Source organism: Actinoplanes octamycinicus, assembly GCF_014205225.1.
In the GTDB taxonomy this organism is placed as follows: Bacteria; Actinomycetota; Actinomycetes; order Mycobacteriales; family Micromonosporaceae; genus Actinoplanes; species Actinoplanes octamycinicus.
The window spans coordinates 8,733,871-8,753,448 of sequence record NZ_JACHNB010000001.1 but is presented as its reverse complement, the minus strand read 5'-3'; the positions used below and the strand labels follow the sequence as shown (position 1 = coordinate 8,753,448).

Genomic DNA, 19,578 nt, shown 5'->3' with positions numbered 1-19,578 from the left:
CGGCTAGCTGAACCCGTGCGGGTCGCCGGTGCCCTCGCGCTCCGGATAGCCGACGTCGATCGCCGAGACGTCGTCCAGCGCGCGGGCGATCTCGGCCGGCAGCGTCAGGTCCTCGCTGCGCAGGGCGCCCTGCAACTGGCCGGCGGTGCGGGCGCCGAGGATCGGGGCGGCCACCCCGGGCCGGTCCCGGATCCAGGCCAGCGCCACCTCCAGCGGCGACACGCCGAGCCCGCCGGCCGCGGTGACCACCGCCTCGACGATGCTGGAGCTGCGCGGCTCCAGATAGGTCTGGACGAACGGCGCGTAGTGCTCGGAGGCGGCCCGCGAGTCGAGCGGGCGGCCGTTGCGGTACTTGCCGGTGAGCACCCCGCGGCCGAGCGGCGACCAGGCCAGCACGCCGAAGCCGAGCGCCGCCGCGGCCGGCAGCAGCTCCCGCTCGATCCCGCGCTCGACCAGCGAGTACTCCATCTGGGCGGCGACGATCGGGGCCCGGGTGGGGTAGGCCGACTGCCAGGTGGCGGCCCGGGTGGTCTGCCAGGCGGCGAAGTTCGACACCCCGACGTAGCGGACCCGGCCGCTGCTCACCGCGTGGTCCAGGGCGGACAGCGTCTCCTCGAACGGGGTGTGCCCGTCGTAGCCGTGCACCTGCCACAGGTCGACGTAGTCGGTGCCGAGCCGGCGCAGCGACGCGTCCAGCGAGCGCAGCAGGTTGCCCCGGGACCCGTCCCGGGGACGCCAGCCGTGCGGGGTCAGCCCGGCCTTGGTGGCGATCACCACCTCGTCGCGCGGGACCAGATGGTCGAGCAGCGAGCCGATCACCGCCTCGGCGTCGCCGTTGCCGTAGACGTCGGCGGTGTCCAGCAGGGTGCCGCCGGCCTCCAGGAAGAGCTTCATCTGCTCGGCCGCGTCGTCGGGGTCGGTGTCCCGTCCCCAGGTCATGGTGCCGAGCGCGAGCCGCGAGACCGCTAGCCCGCTTCGGCCGAGCGGTCGCTGATGCATGAGTGAACCTTATTCAGCATCCGTCGGCAAAGAAATCCTCCAGCACGTCACGGTGCGTCGGTTACCGGACGGAAACTTGACGGCTTGCAGTCAGTAGGCTTGCGGGCGGACCTCCATGATCCCGTCGTCGAAAGGGCAGGCATGCGGCTCGGACTCAGCCTCGGGTACCAGACGGCGTGGAGCACACCCGCCGATCATCTCGCCATGGCACAGGAGGCCGACCGGCTCGGATACTCGGTGGTCTGGGCCGCCGAGGCGTACGGCTCGGACACGGTCAGCATGCTGGCCTGGATCGCCGGCCAGACGGAGCGGATCGACATCGGCTCGGCGGTGCTGCAGATCCCGGCCCGTACCCCGGCGATGACCGCGATGACCGCGGCCACCCTGGACACCCTCTCCGGCAGCCGGTTCCGGCTCGGCCTGGGCGTCTCCGGCCCGCAGGTGTCGGAGGGCTGGCACGGCGTGAAATTCGCCAAGCCGCTCGCCCGGACCAGGGAGTACGTCGACATCGTCACGATGGCGCTGCGCCGCGACCGGGTGCAGTACGACGGCGAGCACTACCAGCTGCCGCTGCCCGGCGGCGCCGGCAAGGCGATCAAGCTGGGCTTCCACCCGCCGCGCACCGAGATCCCGATCTACCTGGCCGCGGTCGGGCCGAAGAACCTGGAGCTGGCCGGCGAGATCGCGGACGGCTGGCTGGCCATCTTCTTCGCCCCGGACGCCGCCGACGACCAGCTGCGGCACATCGCGGCCGGCCGGGCCAAGCACGGCCAGGGGCTGGCCGGGTTCGACATCGCGCCCAGTGTCCCGGTGGTGGTCGGCGACGACGTCGCCGCCTGCGCCGACGTGGTCCGGTGGTACGCGGCGCTCTACATCGGCGGGATGGGCAGCCGCGAGCAGAACTTCTACAACCAGCTCGCGGTCCGGATGGGGTACGCCGAGGCAGCCGCCAAGGTGCAGGACCTCTACCTGAACAAGCAGGTGGCCGAGGCGGCCGAGGCGGTGCCGCAGGAGTTCATCGAGCGCACCTCGATCATCGGCACCAAGAAGCAGATCACCAAACGGATCCGGGAGTACGCGGCGGCCGGCGTCGGCACCCTGTCGATCAGCCCGTACGTCGGCGACCTGCAGTCCGGCATCGACACGCTGCGCGTGGTGGCCGAGGCGTACGAAGACGCCGGCGTGGCCCGCTAGTGGCCACCGTCCTGCTCCTGCGGCACGGCCGGACCACCGCGAACGCCACCGGCGAGCTGGCCGGGCGGCGCCCGGTGGAGCTCGACGAGACCGGGCGCGCCCAGGCCGCCCGGGTCGCCGGGCGGCTGCTCGGCCTGCCCCTGGCCGCGGTGGTGTCCAGCCCGCTGATCCGCTGCCGGCAGACCGTCGAGCTGGCCCTGCCCGGCGTCACGCCGGTGGTCGACGAGGGCCTGACCGAGTGCGGCTACGGCGACTGGGAGGGCCGCCCGCTCAAGGAGCTGGCCAAGGAGCCGCTCTGGCCGGTGGTGCAGCAGCACCCGAGCGCGGTCACCTTCCCTGCCGGCGAGTCGATGGCCGGGATGTCGGCGCGGGCCATCGCCAGCATCCGGGCCTGGGACGACCGGGTGACCAGCGAGCACGGCCCGGAGGCGGTCTGGCTGGCGTGCAGCCACGGTGATGTGATCAAGGCCATCGTGGCCGACGCGATGGGACTGCACCTCGACCAGTTCCAGCGGATCGTGGCCGATCCGGCATCGATCACCGTGATCCGGTACACGCCGACCCGCCCGTTCCTGGTCCGGGTCAACGACACCGGTGAGCTGGCGTCGCTCGTACCGAAGAAATCCGATGGGGAAAGGTCGGCCGAGCAGAGCGACGCGGCCGTCGGCGGAGGCGCCGGAGGCGGCGTCTGACGACCCTCCGTGATCGGGCCATAGTCGCAGCGTGTGCCCTATTGCGCCCTCGGCGAACCCGGGTCCGCGGGCCGCGCGGTTGCGGCGCGGGATGGATAGGGTTGCGGTATGACCCACCAAGTGCATGCCTTCGAGCCGCCGGAGCGGTTCGTCGCCGGGACGGTGGGCGAGCCCGGGGACCGGACGTTCTACCTCCAGGCACGCGGTGGCGGCCGGGTGATCAGCGTCGCTCTGGAGAAGGTCCAGGTGTCGCTGCTCGCCGAGAAGCTGGAAGAGCTGCTGCTGGAGGCGAACAAGCGGTTCGGGGTCACGCTGCCGGAGACCCCGCTGCTGGCCGTGCACGACAACGAGCCGCTGGACTCCCCGGTCGACGAGGAGTTCCGGGTCGGCACGCTGGGCCTGGCCTTCGACGTGGACACCGCCACCGTGGTGATCGAGGCGATCGAGGCCGGTGAGCCCGAGGTCGAGCTGACCGGCGACCCGCTCGCCGACGACGACGAGGACGACCCCGCCGACGACGAGGACGACGACGAGGAGCCGGACGACGACCTGGACCGGCTCCGGGTCCGGCTGACCCCGGAGGCGACCCGCGCGTTCATCGACCGGGCCCGCCGGGTGGTGGCCGCCGGCCGGCCGCCGTGCCCGCTCTGCGGCCAGCCGCTCGACCCGTCCGGCCACCTCTGTCCCCGGCACAACGGTTATCACCGGTGACAGCCGAGCCGACCGAGGTGCTCGCCGAGGCCGACGCCCTCGAGCTGCTGGGGCGCGGCCGGATCGAGATCGAGGGTCGCCTGGTCGACGCCTCGAACACCACGCTGCGCGCCGAGATCAGCCTGGCCGGGGTGACCCGCCGCTGTGTCTACAAGCCGGTGCGCGGCGAGCGCCCGCTCTGGGACTTCCCGGACGGCACGCTGGCCGGCCGCGAGGTCTCCGCCTACCTGGTGTCCCGGGCGACCGGCTGGGGCCTGGTCCCGCCGACCATCCTGCGGGACGGGCCGCTCGGGCCGGGCGCGCTGCAGCTGTGGATCGACGAGCCGGAGGCGGCCGAGGGGCTGATCGGCTTCGTCCCGGCCTACGACGTGCCGCAGGGCTGGTTCCCGGTGGCCGCGGCCCGCGACGACGACGGTGACGCCTACGCCCTGGCGCACGCCGACGACCCGCGCCTGGCCCGGCTCGCGGTCTTCGACGCGGTGATCAACAATGCCGACCGCAAGGGCGGCCACGTGCTCTACCCGTCCTCCGGCGCGGTCCACGGCGTCGACCACGGCGTCAGCTTCCACGTGGAGAACAAATTGCGCACGGTCCTCTGGGGCTGGACCGGGCAACCGCTCTTCGACGAGGCGACCGCGGTCCTCACCCGGCTCGGCGCCGAGCTGTCCGGGTCGCTCGGTGCGGCGCTGGAGGAGCATCTGACCGTCTCCGAGGTGCAGCACCTCGGCCTCCGGGTGAAACGGTTGCTGCGTGCCGGCCGGTTCCCGAAACCGCCGACCGACTGGCCGGCTATTCCCTGGCCGCCGATCTAGAGGTTTAGGTCACGCCCTGCGGCGTCGCTGACCGGGGGCTGGATAGGCTCCGCTCATGGACGCTTGGACCGGGCATGACGTGCCGACTCTGCCGGGGGACGCCCCCACGCTGAAGCTGTTCGACTCGGCGCGCCGGTCGGCGCATCCGGTCACTCCCGGCGAGACCGCGTCGATGTACGTGTGCGGCATCACGCCGTACGACGCCACCCACCTCGGCCATGCCGCCACGATGATCGCCTTCGACCTGGTCAACCGGCTGTGGCGGGACGCCGGCCACCCGGTGGCCTATGTGCAGAACGTGACCGACATCGACGACCCGCTGCTGGAGCGCGCCGAGCGCGACGGCGAGGACTGGGTGGTCCTGGCGATGCGCGAGACCGCGCTGTTCCGCGAGGACATGGAGGCGCTGCGGATCATCCCGCCGGCGCACTACGTCGGCGCGGTGGAGTCCATCCCGGCGATCGCCGGGCACGTCCGCGACCTGGTCGCCAAGGGCGCGGCGTACCGGCTGGAGGACGGCACCGGCGATGTGTACTTCGACATCACCGCCGCTCCCGACTGGGGCTACGAGTCGAACCTGAGCCGCGAGGAGATGACCGTCCTCTCCGCCGAGCGCGGCGGCGACCCGGACCGGGCGGGCAAGCGGGACCCGCTCGACCCGCTGCTCTGGCGCGGCGCCCGGGAGGGCGAGCCGGCGTGGGACGGCGGCGACCTCGGACCCGGCCGGCCCGGCTGGCACATCGAGTGCGCGACGATCGCGCTGGGCCTGCTCGGCGACACGATCGACGTGCAGGGCGGCGGCAACGACCTGCTCTACCCGCACCACGAGTGCTCCGCGGCGCACGCCGAGGTGCTCACCGGCGCGGCGCCGTTCGCCTCGCACTACGTGCACGCCGGCATGATCGGGCTGGACGGCGAGAAGATGTCGAAGTCGAAGGGCAACCTGGTCTTCGTCTCCCGGCTGCGCGCCGACGGGGTGGACCCGATGGCGATCCGGCTCGGTCTGCTCGCCGGGCACTACCGGGCCGACCGGGAGTGGACCGACGAGGTGCGCAAGGCGGGGGAGCAGCGCCTGGCCCGCTGGCGGGAGGCGGCGGCCGCGCCGTCCGGTCCGTCCGGCGCGGGGTTGCTGGCCGCGGTACGCGAGGCGCTCACCACCGACCTCGACGCCCCGGCGGCCCTGGCGGTGGTGGACGCGTGGGCGGATGCGGCGCTGTCCGGGGCCGGTGACGACGCCGCGGCGCCGGAACTGATGGCGCGGACGGTGGACGCGTTGCTCGGGGTGCGTCTCTAGGCGCTTTCGTCCGGCCGTTTCCGGTGAACGGCCCGCCCGGCTTCCCGGGCGGGCCGTTCGCTGTTCCGGATGTTCGGCGAGTCGTTGGCCGTGCCGGGTCCGCACCGCCCGGCTTTCTCCGGCGCAATTCCCGCTTCGGGGCTTTGACCAGCAATTATTCGGGTCGGTGCGGGCGATTTCGGTCGGACTCTTTGCGCGCGGGAAAACACGACCCCGCGCTGACCCTAGTCCCGGTTAGCCGACCTTCGTGACCATTTGCCGAAATAATGCACGTTGCGCTGTTATTTGCCTGAAATACGTGCATTACGGGTCCCACCGCGACATGCTTTCGGAGGTCAAACCAACGTCCGAAAGGAACCATCATGCGTCGTCCGGCTCTGTACCTCGCCGGTCTGTTCCTGGCTACCGGCGCGAGCCTCGCGCTGGCCGCCCCCGCCTCGGCGGCCGGCACCCACTGCAAGAAGAACCACGGCTCGGCCGCGGCCGTGCACACCTACAGCCACGGCCACGCCTACGCCTACGATGACGACGAGCCCGACGTCATCGTGGTCCGTGACCGCGGCTACGACGACGGCTGGGACGGCATCGGCAACACCGTCTCCAACTCGCGGGTCAGCCAGCTCGGCCTGTTCAACGTGAACGTCGGTCCGTTCACCGGCGGCGGCCTCGGCTGGTGAGTTAGCCCTCCCAGGATCACGCTTCCCGCGTTGATCCAGCAACGCCCCAGACCCGAGGCGCCTACCCGGCTCCTCGGGTCTGAGCCGTTCCCGGGCCCTTGGCTCCCGCCCCGGGCCTTCGCCGGGCCCGGATTCCAGGGTCGTGGAGAATGCCGGTCATGGAGATCGTCCGTCCCGAGCCGGAGACGCTCCGGCAGATCAGCCACCATGGCAGTGTCGGGCTCACGGCCCAGGCGCTGCTCCGGACCGGGAGCGTCGCGATGACCGTGCTGCGCGTGGCGCCGGGCGGCGAGATCGGCGACCATCCCGCGCTGCGTGACCAGACGCTGCTGATCACCGAGGGGGCCGGTCAGGTCCGCTCCGGCGACGGCCCCTGGCACGACGTCATCGCCGGCGACGCGGTTCGCTGGGCAGCCGGCGAGTCCCACACCACCCGCTCCGCCCCGGGCCTGACCGCGGTGGCCGTCGAGGTCGCGTGACCCCGGAGGCGGGTCAGAGGCAGGCGACCGGGGCGAGGCCGGCCGGGGCGAGCTCGCGCAGGTAGGTCTGGCCGACCAGGTCCGCGCCGAAGGTGTGCAGCGGCTCCTCCTTGATCAGCCGGAAGCCGCGCCGCAGGTAGAGGTGCCGGGCCGCGACCAGCGGATCCGTCGTCCAGAGGCGCATCCGCTCATACCCGGAGGCCATCGCGAACTCCAGGCAGGTGTCGACCAGTCGCCCGCCCAGCCGCAGCCCCCGGGCGTCCGGGTGCACCAGCAGCACCCGCAGCACCGCCGTCCCCGGCTCGTCCCCCGCGACGCAGAGCACGCAGCCGACCCGCCGCCCGTCCCTCTCCGCGATCCACCCGGCCTCCCGCTCCGGATCGTGCCCGGCCGCGAAGTCCGCCATGATCCGCGCGACCAGCCCCTCGAAGCTGGTGTCCCACCCGTACTCCGCCGCGTACAGCTCGCCGTGCGCCTGGATCACCCAGCCGAGGTCGCCGGGCCGGTCCAATCGCCTGATCGTCACATCCATCTCGCCACCTCCACCACTGAAACACTCGTTTCAGTCGGATACTAGCCCGATGGCCGACACCACGACAGCGCCCTCGGCACGCCGGACCGAACTCCTCGAACTCGCCTACGGCTACGTCCGCCGCCACGGCCTCACCGACCTGTCGCTGCGCCCGCTCGCCGCCGAGATCGGGTCCAGTCCGCGGGTGCTGCTGTTCCTGTTCGGCAGCAAGGACGGCCTGGTCCGTGCCCTGCTGGCCCGCGCCCGCCAGGACGAGCTCGCACTCCTGCGCCAGCTCCGCGAGCAGTCCCCGCCGGCCGGCGGCCTCACCGCCGCCGGCGACCGGGTCTGGGCCTGGCTGAGCGACCCGGCCCACCGGCCGCTGCTGATCATGTGGCTGGAGGCCTACGCCCACTCGCTGGTCGACCCCGAGGGTCCATGGTCCCGCTTCGCCGCCGACACCGTCGCCGATTGGCTCGACGTGCTGGCCGCCGCGCAGCCGGCCGCGGAGCGGGACACCCCGGAGGCCCTGGCCCGCCGCACCGCCCTGCTCGCCATCCTCCGAGGCGCCCTGATCGACCTGCTGGCCACCGGTGACGAGCCCCGCACCACCGCCGCCGTCCACCAGTACCTGCACCCGTAGTCCACGCCTGCACCGCACGACTCCGGCGGGGCCGGCGGGTCAGGCGACCTCGCTCCCCAGCAACTCCGCGTCGTGGACCAGCAGGGCGATCTGGACCCGGTTGTTCAGGTCGAGCTTGGTGAGCAGCCGGGAGACGTGGCCCTTCACCGTCGCGACGCCCATGCGCAGCTCGGTGGCGATCTCCGCGTTCGAACAGCCGCGCCCGACCAGCACCGCCACCTCGGTCTCCCGCTCGGTCAACGCGGCCAGCCGGGTGCGGGCCCGGGCCCGGCGGGTGCCGGCGGCCGGGTCGGCGACGTGGTCGATCAGCCGCCGGACCGCGGAGGGGGACAGGATCGCCTTGCCGGCGGCGACCGTCCGCACCGCCGCCAGGATCTCCAGCGGCGGCGTGTCCTTGAGCAGGAACCCGCTGGCCCCGCCGCGCAGCGCCTCCAGCACGTACTCGTCCGCGTCGAACGTGGTCAGCACGATCACCTGCGGCGCGTTCGCCCGCTCCCGGATCCGCCGGGTGGCGACCAGCCCGTCCACCCGGGGCATCCGGACGTCCATCAGCATCACGTCCGGCCAGTGCGCGTCGGCCACCCGGATCGCCTCGTCCCCGTCGCCCGCCTCGGCCACCACCTCGATCTCCGGCGACCCGCCGACCAGGATCCGCAACCCGGCCCGCACCAGCGCGTCGTCGTCCACGATCGCCAGCCGGATCGGCCGTTCGACGCCCACCCCACCCGACTCCACCCCGTCCGCCTCACCGGGGTCCGTGGCCGCCGGCGACGGCGCGACCGGGTCGTCCCGGTCCGGGGTCATGCCGGCCATGGCAGCTCCGCCTCCAGTTCGAACGTGCCGTTGCGGGGACCGTACCGGAAGGCGCCGCCGGCCAGGGCCACCCGCTCGCCGATGCCGACCAGGCCGAGGCCGCCGCTGGGGGAGGGGGCTCCGGTCGTACCGGAGATGGGGTTGCTGATCGTGATGCGCAGGCCCTGGCCGGCGCCGCCCTCCATGCGCACCGCGGCCCTCGGCTCCGAACCGTGCCGGCGGGCGTTGGTGAGCCCCTCCTGGACGATCCGGTAGGCGGTCCGGCCGAGCACCACCGGCGGGCCGTCGCTCGGCACCACGCTGTCGAACCCGACCACCATCCCGGCCGCCCGCACGCTCGCCACCAGGTCGTCCACGTCGGCGAGGCCGGGCTGCGGCGGCTCGGGGCGCCCCCGCGGCACCCCGACCACCGCGCGCAACTCCTCCAGGGCCTCGTGCGCGCTGGTCCGGATCGCGCCGGCTGCCGTGCTCAGCTCCTCCGGCCGCAGCGTGGCCCGGACCTCGAGCGCGCCCGCGTGCAGGCTGATCAGCGACATCCGGTGGGCCAGCACGTCGTGCATCTCCCGGGCGATCCGGGCCCGCTCGGACAGCTTCGCCTGCTCCTCCCGCAGATGCTGCTCGGCCTCCAGCCGGGCGGCGTGCTCCCGCAGCGAGGTGGTGAGCCGCCGGTAGGCCTGCACGAACTGCCCCCAGCCCAGCGCCGCCGCGGTGACCAGGAACCGGACCAGGAAGTCCACCCAGACCGCGAAGGCCGGCTGCTGATGGAGCAGGTAGTAGACGCCGCCGGTGAGCACGTTGACCGCGCCGAGCGCCAGCAGCACCGGTGGGCGCAGCCGGATCGCCGCGCTGAACAGCGCCATCAGGATCGCCCCGGTCGCCGTCACCGAGATCGCCCCGAGCGGCAGCAGGGTCACCACCAGCGCGAACGGCCAGCGCCGCCGCACCAGCAGCGCCCCGGCGCCGGCCACGCCGATCGCCGCGTCCAGCTGCCAGGGGATCGCCGCGCCCGGCCGGCGCGCGTCGCCGAGCATCATCATGGTCAATCCGTAGAACAGCGCCCCGGTGATCATCAGGACGTCGGCGAGCCGGTCCCGGGCGGCGGCCCGGGCGCTCCCGGGATCGGGCACCAGCAGCAGGAAGAACATGCCGCGAGCCTAGGTGCGGCCGGGATGCCGCCGCACCCCTCCAAAGTAGGGGTTCGGCCGATCGGTCAGGCGAGCGCCAGGCCGGGATCCGGGTCGGGGTCGGGCGAGGGCGCCGGGATCCGGTACTCCTCGGTCAGCGTGGTCATCGGGCCGGGCCAGGTGGCCTGGGCGACCTCGATCGGCTTGCGGGTCTCGTCGAAGGCGACGTGCAGCAGGTGCAGCACCGGGGTGTCCGGGCGGATCTGCAGGATCTCCGCCTCCTCGCGGCTCGGCTGGCGGGCGGTGATCGTGTCGGTCGCCGAGGTGTAGCGGCGGCCGAGCACCTCCTCCGCCTCCTGGTAGAGCGGCCGGCCGAACGCCTCCGGGCGCTCCAGGGTGGTGCCGCTGGCGTCGGTGACCCGGAACCAGGACGCGCCGACCTCCACGGTGGCGTCGTCGGTACGCACCAGATGCCGCCGGACCAGCAACTCGGTGCCGTCGCGGACCCCGAAGGCGTCGGCCACCTCGGGCGGCGCGGCCTCCCGGCTGACGCCCACCAGCTGCTGGCGATAGCGGGCCGCCAGGTCGGCGTGGTAGCCGCGGTGGGCGCCGTAGCGGCCGCGGGACAGGCGGTTGAGGCGGCGGCGGGTGCCGCGGACGTACGTGCCGGAGCCGGGCTTGGTGATCAGCACGCCCTCCACCCGCAGCTGGTCGACGGCGCGTTGCACCGTCTGCTTGGCCACCCCGAACGTCTCGGCGATGGCCGGGATGGACGGCAGGCGCTCGCCCGGCTGCCAGTCGCCGCGGCGGACGCGGTCGCGCAGTTGAGCCGCGATCTGCCGGTGCGGGAACTCGGCAGCACCCGGATTGATCGACATCACAGACCCCCTTCAGCAGCCACCGCGGCACGGCGCGGCGGCCCGGTGACCGCCGCTCGCGGTGCGGCGGTCACCTCCGAAGAACCGTCGCTCGCGGCGCGGCGGTTCCCTGCCGGCCGGTCGCTCGCGGTGCGACGGTTTCCGGCACGGGCGCCGTTCGCGGCGGCGGCCCGTCCGGTGTGGCCGGTGTGGCTCACCGCGCCGGCGGGCGGCAGCGGTGACATGCTGACTACTAGGTTCCTAGGATGGCGGAGACGTGGTGTCGTCGCACGCGCGACACGCGGGACGAATCGGACACGACAAGCCGGTCACCCACCGAGGGTGACCGGCTTGTCGGTGATGCTCGAAGAATCAGGCGGGCAGCGCCGCACCCGCGGCGACCCGGTCCAGGAAGGTGTTCCAATCCGTGCGGGAGAACGTCAGATGCGGCTGATCGAGATTCTTGCTGTCCCGCACCGCGATGTCGGAACCGATCGCCGCCACTTCCACACACGACCCGGCCGCGCAGAACGTGCTGCGCTCCCACTTGATGGTGGTCTCGGCCATTTCTCCCTCTCCTAGGTTCAACTGTCCTCATCAAGCGCGGAGGCTGCTCTTGCGATCCTCGCGCGCAGGTCATAGGCGCGGGCCAGAATCAGGGCCTGGCTGGCCTCCTCGTCGAGCGCCTTGCCCCAGAAGCGCTCGAAGATGGCCCGGCGGTAGGTGACCTGGTCGAGGTCCTGCACCAGCTGGTCCCAGATGTAGCCCTCCTGGTAGAGCACCGCGTCCTGCGGGTCGTCGCTGAGGTCCAGGACCACGAACGCGCCGGAGGCGCTCATCATCGTGCCGACGTCCATCGGCAGGATGCGCACCTGCACGTTGGGGCGTTGCGCGGTGTGCGCCAGGTCGTCGAACTGCTCGGCCGCGGTGAGCCGGCCGCCGACCGCGCGCCACAGGATGGACTCGTCGAGCAGCACGCGGTACTCCGGGGAGTTCTCCTGCTCGATCACCGCGTGCCGGCGCCGCAGCCGGACCTCGTGCCGGACCCGCCGCTGATCGTCGGTGAGGCTCTCGTCGAACCAGCCGAGGTGCGCCTCGGCCAGCGCCGGGGTCTGCAGGACGCCCGGCATCAGGGCGATCTGGTACTCCCGGATCACGGTGGCCCGCAGCTCGAACTGCATCATCTGCAGCAAACCGGGCGGGAGGTGCTCCCGGTGCTCCTGGGCGGTCCAGTAGCGCTCGCGGCGGGCGGCCCGGGTGTCGTCGATCAGCGCCGCCAGGCGTCGCTCGTCGGTGACGCCGTAGAGCGTGAGGGCCGCGCGCAGGTCGGTCGGCGTGACGGTGACCTCGCCGAGCTCGATGCGCTGCAGCTTGGAGAGCGACCAGCCGAGCCGCTGGGCCACCTCGGCCTGGCTCAGCCCGGCGTGGTCCCGGGCGGCTCGCAGGGCAAGCCGGACTCGCCGCCTGGCGACGGCCGGCAACTCCTCGCGCACCGACTCCATCTCGCCCGCGCCCGCTCCCATCCCGTCGGAAGCCCCGGCCTGGAACGAATCTTGCTCTCCGGGCAAATCGGATCCACCTGCCATGCAGCAGAAAGCGCTGTCGCTTCTAGCGCCCCACAGAATACTCGCTAGGACATTTCGGACACCGAGCGGGTCCGGCCGGGCGAAATCCCTGGTCGCAGCGGACTCTCGTCAGACGTCACACGGAGCCGCATGTCCTCGCATGCGGCTCCGTTCGGACCTCACTGCCCGCGGTACTCCAGCGAGCGGACCAGACCGCGGCAAAAGCCCTCGAACTCACCCTGATTCCGGGATGCGAAGATCTCCACCACCTCGCCGCGGTAGCCGGCCCGGACCTGCCACCACCGCCGGCCGGCCTGCCCGCGCAGGCAGACCACGGCGTAGAGGGCCAGCCCGCTGAGCACCACGGCGGTCAGAACCACCGACACCGGACCGATCACCGGCACCGCGACCATGGCCGCCACCAGCGCGGACACTCCGATCACCCGCTGCCCGACCTCGGCCGGGCCGGGGTCGTGCCGGACGATGTGGACATCCACCAGCTCGGACACGTTGAAACGGCGCAGGGCTGGGCGTGGCACCTCGACGACGCTGTGGGTGATCACCGCCCGCGGCCCCCGATAGAAGACCGGCAACGCACTCCCTCCCTTCCCGGGGCTTGCACGCCGAGGGGAGGTGCAGAAAGATGGCATTGAACGGTCCCTCCCTCCGCGCGAGGACAAGAGGCCTTGGGCGGCACCCAGCGGTAACTGGGTGTCGCCTTTTCGTATGTGTGGCCCCCTGCCTAACCTGCGTTCAGTATGGGGGCGGGTGTCATCTGACCGCTAGACCCCCGACAGCCTTATAGCTGATAGGCGCCCATTCATTCACGCCGGTCGCTACGAAATCGTCGTGGAGGGCGCGCCGACCAGCACTTATGCCACGTCCGGCAAGGGGTGATGGCTGGTGGGTGGACGGGGGAACGGCACTCAGGACCGGCTTGGGAAATGGCTACTTTTCCGCGCTTATCGGACGCGGAATCGTCGAACACCCCGGATTTTGCCGGACTTTGACGCCGTCGCGGGCGTGCCGATCTGCGCGAAGGAATCTGACGACTTCTGACGGCAACGCGTCCGGGTGCCGCGGAAAGGATAAGACCGCAGGTCAAGGCGACGTCAGACCGGCCGGTCGGTGGCCTCGGGGCGGCTACGTGCCATACAGCAGGTGAGCGGAGCGCGCGGCGCCGGCGGAGGGCGCCGCGCCCCGGTCGATTACCAGGATCCGGCGGTCGGGCCGGCCGAGCCGCCCCGGCGCCGCAGGTACTTCTCGAACTCGCTGGCGATCTCGTCGCCGGTCAGCGGCTGGATGCCGGCGTCGCCGACCCGCTCCTCCAGCTCCCGCACGTAGTCACCGAGCTCGGAGTCCTGCTCGGCGGCGACCCGGACCCGCTTCTCCCACTCGTCGGCCTGCTCGGCCAGGTCGGCCATCGGCACCGGCAGGTCGAGCACGTCCTCGATCCGGCTGAGCAGGGCGAGCGTCGCTTTCGGGCAGGGCGGGTTGTTGGCGTAGTGCGGGACGTGCACCCAGAACGACAGGGCGTCCAGCTCGGCCCGGGTGGCGGCCTCCTGGAGCACGCCGACGATGCCGGTGGGGCCGTCGTAGCGGGTCGGGACGACGTTGTACTTCTCGGCGATGTCGCGGTCCGAGGCGCTGCCGCTGATCGGCAGGGGCCGGGTGTACGGCACGTCGGCCAGCAGCGCGCCGAGCAGCACGATCCGGTTGACCTCGAGGCTGTGGCAGATCTCCAGGACCGACTCGCAGAAGGTGCGCCAGCGCATGCTCGGCTCGATGCCGCGGATCAGCACCACGTCCCGGTCGCTGCCGGGCGGGCTGGCCACGGTGAACCGGGTGGTCGGCCACTCGATCTTGCGGGTCTCGCCCTCGGCCATCGTGATGGTGGGCCGGCTCACCTGGAAGTCGTAGAAGTCCTCGGGGTCGATGCTGGTGACCTCGCGAGCTTCCCAGACCTGCTCGAGGTGTTCCACGGCCGCGGTGGAAGCGTCCGCAGCATCGTTCCAGCCCTCGAAGGCGGCGATGGCCACGGGGGAGCGGAGCAGCGGAAGGCCGTCGAACTCAGTCATGAGACACAGCCTACGTGCGGCCTGCGGAACCCACTCGGGGGCCGCGCCGGAGATTCGCCGAGCGGGGAACCGCCTCGGCCGAACGTCTCGTTTCTGTCAGATTCACATATTCCGGATAGATACCTCAGGCATATCCGCCGATTCCCGGACCGCGCCACCGGTCGCTCGGATAATTCCGGCTATGACCAGTCACGTGGATCAGGTGCTCGGGCCGGCCGATGACACCGTCAGCTTCATGCAGCCGCGCGCCATGTTCTACGTGACCGTGCTCTGGGTGGTGGCCGCGGTCTGGACCGTGCTGCTCGGCGCCTATCTGCTGCTCGCGGTGGTCTTCGGGGCCCGGCCGGGCGCCGCCGACATCGTGGTCTACGCCGAGGTGGCGCTGATCGTGCCGGTGATCGTGGCGGCCCTGGTGCTGCTGGTGCTGTACCGGCGGCTGGGCTGGCTGCACACCTCGGTGCACGGCATCGACTTCGCCGCGACCGGACGCAAGGCGGTGCATCTGCCGTGGTCCGGGATCGCCTCGGTGGCGCTGCACGGGTGGGGGCCGTTCACCGAGCTGGTGGTGACGCCGGTCGGCGAGGACTACGCGCGGGTGCTGGACGGGCCGGGGCTGGCGCCGCGGATGCGCCGGCGGGGCGGCGAGACATCGTACGTCGTGGATGTCGGCCTGATGTCGCCGGGTCCGGAAGTCCTGCTCGCGGAGCTGCACCGCCGCATCCCGTCCAAGGTTTGACGCCCGCCCCGGGTGCGGCTATGGTCTTAACCGCTCCGTTAATTAACGGGAGGGTTAAATGACCGACCGGCTCAGCGTGATCTTCGCGGCCCTGGCCGATCCGACGCGTCGCGCCATCCTGGCCCGGCTCGCCGAGGGCGAGGCGACCGTGACCGAGCTCGCCGAGCCGTTCGACATCAGCCTCCCGGCGATCTCCCGGCACCTGAAGGTGCTGGAGAACGCCGGCCTGATCTCGCGCAGCCGCTCCGCCCAGTGGCGCTCCAGCCGGCTGGAGGCCGGGCCGCTGCGCGAGGCGACCGCGTGGATGGAGCGGTACCGCCGGTTCTGGGACGACAATTTTTCGCGCCTGGACGCCCATCTCAAGCGCCTGCAGGAGGAGAAGTCATGACCGAGCTCGTCATCACCCGGATCTTCGACGCCCCCCGTGACCTGGTCTACCGCGCCTTCGTCGACCCGGATCAGCTGGCCGCCTGGTTCGGCCCGGTGGGCTGGTCGGTGCCCCGCGACTCGATCGACATCGACCCGCGCCCGGGCGGCAGCCAGAAGCTCACCATGGTCAACGACGCCGACCCGTCGATGAGCTCGCCGGTGAACGCGACGTTCGTCGAGGTGGTGGAGAACGAGCTGCTGGTCGGCGAGGAGGACGTCAGCCACATCCCGGACTTCGGCGCCGACAAGCTGGTGATGCGGATCGAGTTCCACGACGAGGACGGCGGGCGCACCAGGCTGGTGCTGACCCAGAGCCCGTTCCCGGCCGCGATGGAGACCGGCGCCCGGGAGGGCTGGGGCAGCAGCTTCACCAAGCTCGACAAGATCCTGGCCTGACCGCGCGGGGGCGGGCCGGCGATGCTGCCGGCCCGCCCCCGCTGTTCTCAGTCGTGCGCGATCGCGCCCAGCACGTTGAGCCGCGCGGCCCGGATCGCCGGGACCACCGCCGCCACCACACCGACGATCGCGGCCAGCACCAGGTAGGTGGCCATCCGGTCCCAGGGCAGCACGATCTGGGTGATCCCGTCGTCCTTGAGCGCCCGGGTCACCGCGGCGCCCATCCCGGCGCCGACCGCGACGCCGAGCAGCGCGCCGAACACCGAGATCACCACCGCCTCCACGGTGATCATCCGCATGGTCTGCGCCCGGCCCAGGCCGACCGCGCGCAGCAGGCCCAGCTCGCGGGTGCGTTCCAGGACCGACAGGGCCAGGGTGTTGACCACGCCGAGGACCGCGATCAGGATGGCCAGCCCGAGCAGGATCTGGATCATCGTGATGATCTGGTCGAACTGTGCGGCCTGGTCGTTCACGAAGGTCGCCGAGTCGGTCGCGGCCACCTCGGGACTGTCCGCCAGCAGCGCCTTGACCTGCGGCAGCACGGCCGAGACGGCGACCCCGTCGTCGAGCCGGACGAAGCCGAAGATCGGCTGCGAGATGCCGAAGTCCTTGATCGCCTGCGACGGCAGGAACAGGTTGCCGGGCAGCGCGTCATCCGGGTAGACCGCCACGATCGTGTACGTGTGCGGCTCCCCGCGTGACGCCTGGATGGTCACCCGGGAACCGGTCGTCCAGCCGTGCTCGTCGGCGTTGGCCTGCCCGATGGCGATCTGGTCCGGGCCGAGCCCGGTCAGCGCCGCGGCCGAGCCGGTGGTCCGGTACGCCTCGGTCAACCCCTGGAAGTCGTCGGTGGCGCTGGCGTACTCCCGCTTGCCGTCGGCCATGACCAGGTCCTGGTAGAACCCGGCCGCCGCGCGTACCCCGGGGATCGCCTTGGTCCTCTCGATCACCGCCGGGTCGTAGGTCGGCGGCCGCGGCCCGTTCTGGTCCCCGCTGATCATGATCTCGGCCTTGAGGATCGAGCTGGCCTCCGCCTTGAGGCTGCTCTTCGCCGAGTCCATGATCACCGTGACGCCGGTGACCAGGGCGATGCCGATCATCAGAGCGGCCGCGGTGATCGCCGTCCGGCGCGGGTTGCGGCCCGAGTTGAGCCGGCCCAGCCGGCCCGGCAGCGACCAGGAGAACAGCCGCCCGAGCAGGCCGATCACCGGCTTGCTGATCAGCGGGGTGAGCAGCGCGACGCCGATGAACGAGACCAGCACGCCGCCGAGGATCAGCCACAGCGTGGCGTCGCCGGCGTCGGCGAACAGGCCCACCCCGAGCGCGGCCGCGCCGGCCGACAGGACCAGGCCGCCGGAGACGCTGAGCTTGGTGAGCGGCCGGTCCGGGATGCTCACCTCCTGCATCGCGGCGATCGGGGCGATCCGCGAGGCGCGCAGCGCGGGCAGCACCGCGGCCACCACAGTGACCACCAGGCCGACCACGAACGCGCTGATGATCGCGGCCGGTGGCACCCCGATCGGGGCCAGGTCGACGTCGGCGAACGAGCCGAACAGGGCGGCCAGCCCGCCGCCCGCGCCGACCCCGGCGGCCAGGCCGAGCACCGCCGCGACCAGGCCGATCGCCACCGCCTCGACCAGCACCGAGCCGATCACCTGGCGGCGGCTGGCGCCCATCGCGCGCAGCAGGGCCAGCTCCTTGGTCCGCTGCGCCACGATGATCGAGAAGGTGTTGAGGATCAGGAAGATCCCGACGAACAGCGCCACCCCGGCGAAGCCGAGCAGGATCTGGTTGAAGAAGCTCAGCCCCTCCTTGATGCTCGACGAGCTCTCGTCGGCCAGCTGCTTGCCGGTCTTGACCTGGTAGTCCGCGCCGAGCGCGGCGGCCACCCGGTCGCGCAGCGCCTCCGGGCTGATCCCGTCGGCGGCCTGCACCACGACCGAGGAGAACGAGCCCGGCGAGTTCAGCATCAGCTTCTGCGCCACCGGGGTGGTGAAGGCCACCTCCTGGACGCCGCCGATGCTGTCCCGGCCGCCGTCGTAGCCCCAGATGCCGACCAGGGTGAACGTCTTCTTCGGCGCCAGGGTGAGCACCGGCACCTGGTCGCCGATCCGGTACCCGGCGAGCTTCGCGGTGTTCGCGTTGACCGCGATCTCGTTGTCCGCGGTCGGGCCGCGGCCCTCGCGCAGCTCCATCGGGTCGTCGGCGCCGGTCCAGTTGCCACCGAGACGCGGCGGGCCTTGCGAGGTGAGCACCTTGCCGTCGCTGCCGATCACCCGGGCGCCGTCGGCGTCGACACGGCCGGTTGCCGACCGTACCCCGGGAAGATTTTTGATCTTGTCGACGGTCGCCGCCGGGAACGGCGTCGCGACCTCCTCGCCGTCCATCTCGCTGACCGCGACCTTGGGTTTCGCGCTGACCGACACGTCGGTCCCGGAGAACGCGTCCGCGAAGATCGAGTCGAAGGTGCGGTTGAGCGTGTCGGTGACCACGAAGGAACCGGACACGAACATCACGCCCAGCACCACGGCCAGTCCGGAGAGGATCAGCCGCAGCTTGCGGGCGAGCAGGCTCTTCAGTGTGGCGCGCAGCATCAGAGCATCACCGGGTCGCCGTGCTTGTCCAGGCGCTTCATGGTGTCCAGCACGGTCTCCGCGGTCGGCTCGAGCAGCTCGTCGACGATGCTGCCGTCGGCCAGGAAGACCACCCGGTCGGCGTAGCTGGCGGCGACCGGGTCGTGGGTCACCATCACGATGGTCTGGCCGTGCTCGCGGACCGAGGAACGCAGGAAGCCCAGCACCTCGGCGCCGGACCGGGAGTCCAGGTTGCCGGTCGGCTCGTCCGCGAAGATCACGTCCGGGCGGCCGACCAGGGCCCGGGCGCAGGCCACCCGCTGCTGCTGGCCGCCGGAGAGCTGGCTGGGCCGGTGCCCGAGCCGGTCCCGCAGGCCCACCGTGTCGATCACGGTGTCCCACCACTGCGGGTCGGCCTTGCGGCCGGCGATGTCCAGCGGCAGCTTGATGTTCTCCGCGGCGCTCAGCGTCGGCAGCAGGTTGAACTGCTGGAAGATGAAGCCGATCCGGTCCCGGCGCAGCCGGGTCAGCGCCTTGTCGCCGAGCTTGCTGATCTCGGTGCCGCCGACGTGCACGGTGCCCTTGTCCACCGTGTCCAGCCCGGCGAGGCAGTGCATGAGCGTCGACTTGCCGCTGCCGGACGGCCCCATGATCGCCGTGAACCGCGCCCGGCCGAACTCGGCGGTCACCCCGCGCAACGCGGTCACCCGCGCCTCGCCGCTGCCGTAGACCTTCCAGATCTCGTCCGCGCGCGCCGCCACCGGCCCGCCGGCATTCGTCGCAGTCACCGTCGTTCTCCCCCTGAGTCATGGTCCGGCCGGGGCGTGGTTGCCCCGACCGGCCCGCTCAGTCTCCCGGCGGATCGGGCGCCGGGCGTCCATCGCGTGGAGTAGCCCGACGCTGAGATTTCGCTGGGGGAGGCCACTTAGGCGGACTCAGGGTTGCCCCTGAGTGCTAGGACCTTTTTCGATCCCTTTTCGGTACGGCCACCGGCA

General features: G+C 72.0%; 22 protein-coding genes. 11 read left to right on the top strand and 11 right to left on the bottom strand.

The window, feature by feature from the left end; genetic code table 11:
• Nucleotides 1-3: 3 nt before the first annotated feature.
• Nucleotides 4-999, bottom strand: a complete 996-nt coding sequence (locus BJY16_RS39670; RefSeq protein WP_185044665.1) for an aldo/keto reductase — start codon at nucleotides 997-999, stop codon at nucleotides 4-6.
• A gap of 141 nt (nucleotides 1,000-1,140) precedes the next feature.
• On the opposite strand from BJY16_RS39670, the gene BJY16_RS39665 reads away from it, so the two are divergent.
• The 7 genes from BJY16_RS39665 (at nucleotide 1,141) to BJY16_RS39635 (ending at nucleotide 6,858) form a co-directional block, all read left to right on the top strand.
• Entirely contained in the window at nucleotides 1,141-2,193 is a 1,053-nt protein-coding gene (locus tag BJY16_RS39665) for an LLM class F420-dependent oxidoreductase (RefSeq protein WP_185044664.1), read from the top strand.
• On the top strand, nucleotides 2,193-2,885 hold the full coding sequence (locus tag BJY16_RS39660; protein WP_185044663.1) for a histidine phosphatase family protein: 693 nt from the start codon (nucleotides 2,193-2,195) through the stop codon (nucleotides 2,883-2,885). Before BJY16_RS39665 ends, BJY16_RS39660 begins: the two co-directional genes overlap by 1 nt.
• A gap of 108 nt (nucleotides 2,886-2,993) precedes the next feature.
• Complete coding sequence (locus BJY16_RS39655) at nucleotides 2,994-3,596, top strand: Rv2134c family protein (RefSeq protein ID WP_185044662.1); 603 nt, start codon at nucleotides 2,994-2,996, stop codon at nucleotides 3,594-3,596.
• Nucleotides 3,593-4,408, top strand: a complete 816-nt coding sequence (locus BJY16_RS39650; protein ID WP_185044661.1) for an Rv2133c family protein — start codon at nucleotides 3,593-3,595, stop codon at nucleotides 4,406-4,408. The genes BJY16_RS39655 and BJY16_RS39650 overlap by 4 nt, the downstream gene beginning before the upstream one ends.
• A gap of 55 nt (nucleotides 4,409-4,463) precedes the next feature.
• The gene (gene mshC, locus BJY16_RS39645) at nucleotides 4,464-5,702 is read left to right on the top strand and encodes a cysteine--1-D-myo-inosityl 2-amino-2-deoxy-alpha-D-glucopyranoside ligase (protein WP_185044660.1); all 1,239 of its coding nucleotides are present in this window, start codon (nucleotides 4,464-4,466) and stop codon (nucleotides 5,700-5,702) included.
• A gap of 362 nt (nucleotides 5,703-6,064) precedes the next feature.
• Nucleotides 6,065-6,379 (top strand): hypothetical protein, encoded by a 315-nt coding sequence (locus BJY16_RS39640; RefSeq protein WP_185044659.1) that lies wholly within the window; start codon nucleotides 6,065-6,067, stop codon nucleotides 6,377-6,379.
• Nucleotides 6,380-6,537: 158 nt separating this feature from the next.
• On the top strand, nucleotides 6,538-6,858 hold the full coding sequence (locus BJY16_RS39635; RefSeq protein ID WP_185044658.1) for a cupin domain-containing protein: 321 nt from the start codon (nucleotides 6,538-6,540) through the stop codon (nucleotides 6,856-6,858).
• A 13-nt stretch (nucleotides 6,859-6,871) separates the two neighbouring features.
• Here BJY16_RS39635 and BJY16_RS39630 read toward each other — a convergent pair whose 3' ends face one another.
• Nucleotides 6,872-7,390 carry a GNAT family N-acetyltransferase gene (locus BJY16_RS39630; protein ID WP_185044657.1) on the bottom strand — a complete coding sequence of 173 codons (519 nt, stop codon included), beginning with the start codon at nucleotides 7,388-7,390 and terminating at the stop codon, nucleotides 6,872-6,874.
• A gap of 49 nt (nucleotides 7,391-7,439) precedes the next feature.
• On the opposite strand from BJY16_RS39630, the gene BJY16_RS39625 reads away from it, so the two are divergent.
• Nucleotides 7,440-8,012, top strand: coding sequence for a TetR/AcrR family transcriptional regulator (locus tag BJY16_RS39625; RefSeq protein ID WP_185044656.1), 573 nt, complete (start codon nucleotides 7,440-7,442; stop codon nucleotides 8,010-8,012).
• Nucleotides 8,013-8,051: 39 nt separating this feature from the next.
• Here the strand turns inward: BJY16_RS39625 and BJY16_RS39620 are convergent, their stop codons facing one another.
• The 7 genes from BJY16_RS39620 to BJY16_RS39590 form a co-directional block, all read right to left on the bottom strand.
• Nucleotides 8,052-8,825, bottom strand: a complete 774-nt coding sequence (locus BJY16_RS39620) for a response regulator transcription factor (protein ID WP_185044655.1) — start codon at nucleotides 8,823-8,825, stop codon at nucleotides 8,052-8,054.
• Nucleotides 8,813-9,970 (bottom strand): sensor histidine kinase, encoded by a 1,158-nt coding sequence (locus BJY16_RS39615; RefSeq protein ID WP_185044654.1) that lies wholly within the window; start codon nucleotides 9,968-9,970, stop codon nucleotides 8,813-8,815. Before BJY16_RS39615 ends, BJY16_RS39620 begins: the two co-directional genes overlap by 13 nt.
• Before the next feature lie 65 nt (nucleotides 9,971-10,035).
• A complete protein-coding gene (locus BJY16_RS39610) occupies nucleotides 10,036-10,827 on the bottom strand; it encodes a GntR family transcriptional regulator (RefSeq protein WP_185044653.1) in 792 nt (263 codons plus the stop codon).
• A 351-nt stretch (nucleotides 10,828-11,178) separates the two neighbouring features.
• Nucleotides 11,179-11,373: a DUF397 domain-containing protein gene (locus BJY16_RS39605; protein ID WP_185044652.1), complete on the bottom strand. Its 195-nt coding sequence runs from the start codon at nucleotides 11,371-11,373 to the stop codon at nucleotides 11,179-11,181.
• Between the two features lie 17 nt (nucleotides 11,374-11,390).
• A complete protein-coding gene (locus BJY16_RS39600) occupies nucleotides 11,391-12,299 on the bottom strand; it encodes a helix-turn-helix domain-containing protein (protein ID WP_185044651.1) in 909 nt (302 codons plus the stop codon).
• A 251-nt stretch (nucleotides 12,300-12,550) separates the two neighbouring features.
• Nucleotides 12,551-12,964, bottom strand: coding sequence for a DUF6232 family protein (locus BJY16_RS39595; protein WP_185044650.1), 414 nt, complete (start codon nucleotides 12,962-12,964; stop codon nucleotides 12,551-12,553).
• A gap of 615 nt (nucleotides 12,965-13,579) precedes the next feature.
• Nucleotides 13,580-14,449, bottom strand: a complete 870-nt coding sequence (locus BJY16_RS39590; RefSeq protein ID WP_185044649.1) for a PAC2 family protein — start codon at nucleotides 14,447-14,449, stop codon at nucleotides 13,580-13,582.
• 181 nt (nucleotides 14,450-14,630) lie between these two features.
• Between BJY16_RS39590 and BJY16_RS39585 the strand changes: the two genes are divergently transcribed.
• Genes BJY16_RS39585 through BJY16_RS39575 form a run of 3 tightly spaced genes read left to right on the top strand, consistent with a single transcriptional unit; the run spans nucleotide 14,631 to nucleotide 16,010 of the window.
• Complete coding sequence (locus BJY16_RS39585; protein WP_185044648.1) at nucleotides 14,631-15,185, top strand: hypothetical protein; 555 nt, start codon at nucleotides 14,631-14,633, stop codon at nucleotides 15,183-15,185.
• A gap of 58 nt (nucleotides 15,186-15,243) precedes the next feature.
• Nucleotides 15,244-15,573, top strand: coding sequence for an ArsR/SmtB family transcription factor (locus BJY16_RS39580; RefSeq protein WP_185044647.1), 330 nt, complete (start codon nucleotides 15,244-15,246; stop codon nucleotides 15,571-15,573).
• Nucleotides 15,570-16,010 (top strand): SRPBCC family protein, encoded by a 441-nt coding sequence (locus BJY16_RS39575; RefSeq protein WP_185044646.1) that lies wholly within the window; start codon nucleotides 15,570-15,572, stop codon nucleotides 16,008-16,010. Before BJY16_RS39580 ends, BJY16_RS39575 begins: the two co-directional genes overlap by 4 nt.
• 47 nt (nucleotides 16,011-16,057) lie before the next feature.
• On the opposite strand, the gene BJY16_RS39570 is transcribed toward BJY16_RS39575, so the two are convergent.
• A complete protein-coding gene (locus BJY16_RS39570) occupies nucleotides 16,058-18,604 on the bottom strand; it encodes an ABC transporter permease (protein ID WP_185044645.1) in 2,547 nt (848 codons plus the stop codon).
• Nucleotides 18,604-19,371, bottom strand: coding sequence for an ABC transporter ATP-binding protein (locus BJY16_RS39565; RefSeq protein ID WP_185044644.1), 768 nt, complete (start codon nucleotides 19,369-19,371; stop codon nucleotides 18,604-18,606). Before BJY16_RS39565 ends, BJY16_RS39570 begins: the two co-directional genes overlap by 1 nt.
• Nucleotides 19,372-19,578 lie beyond the last annotated feature (207 nt).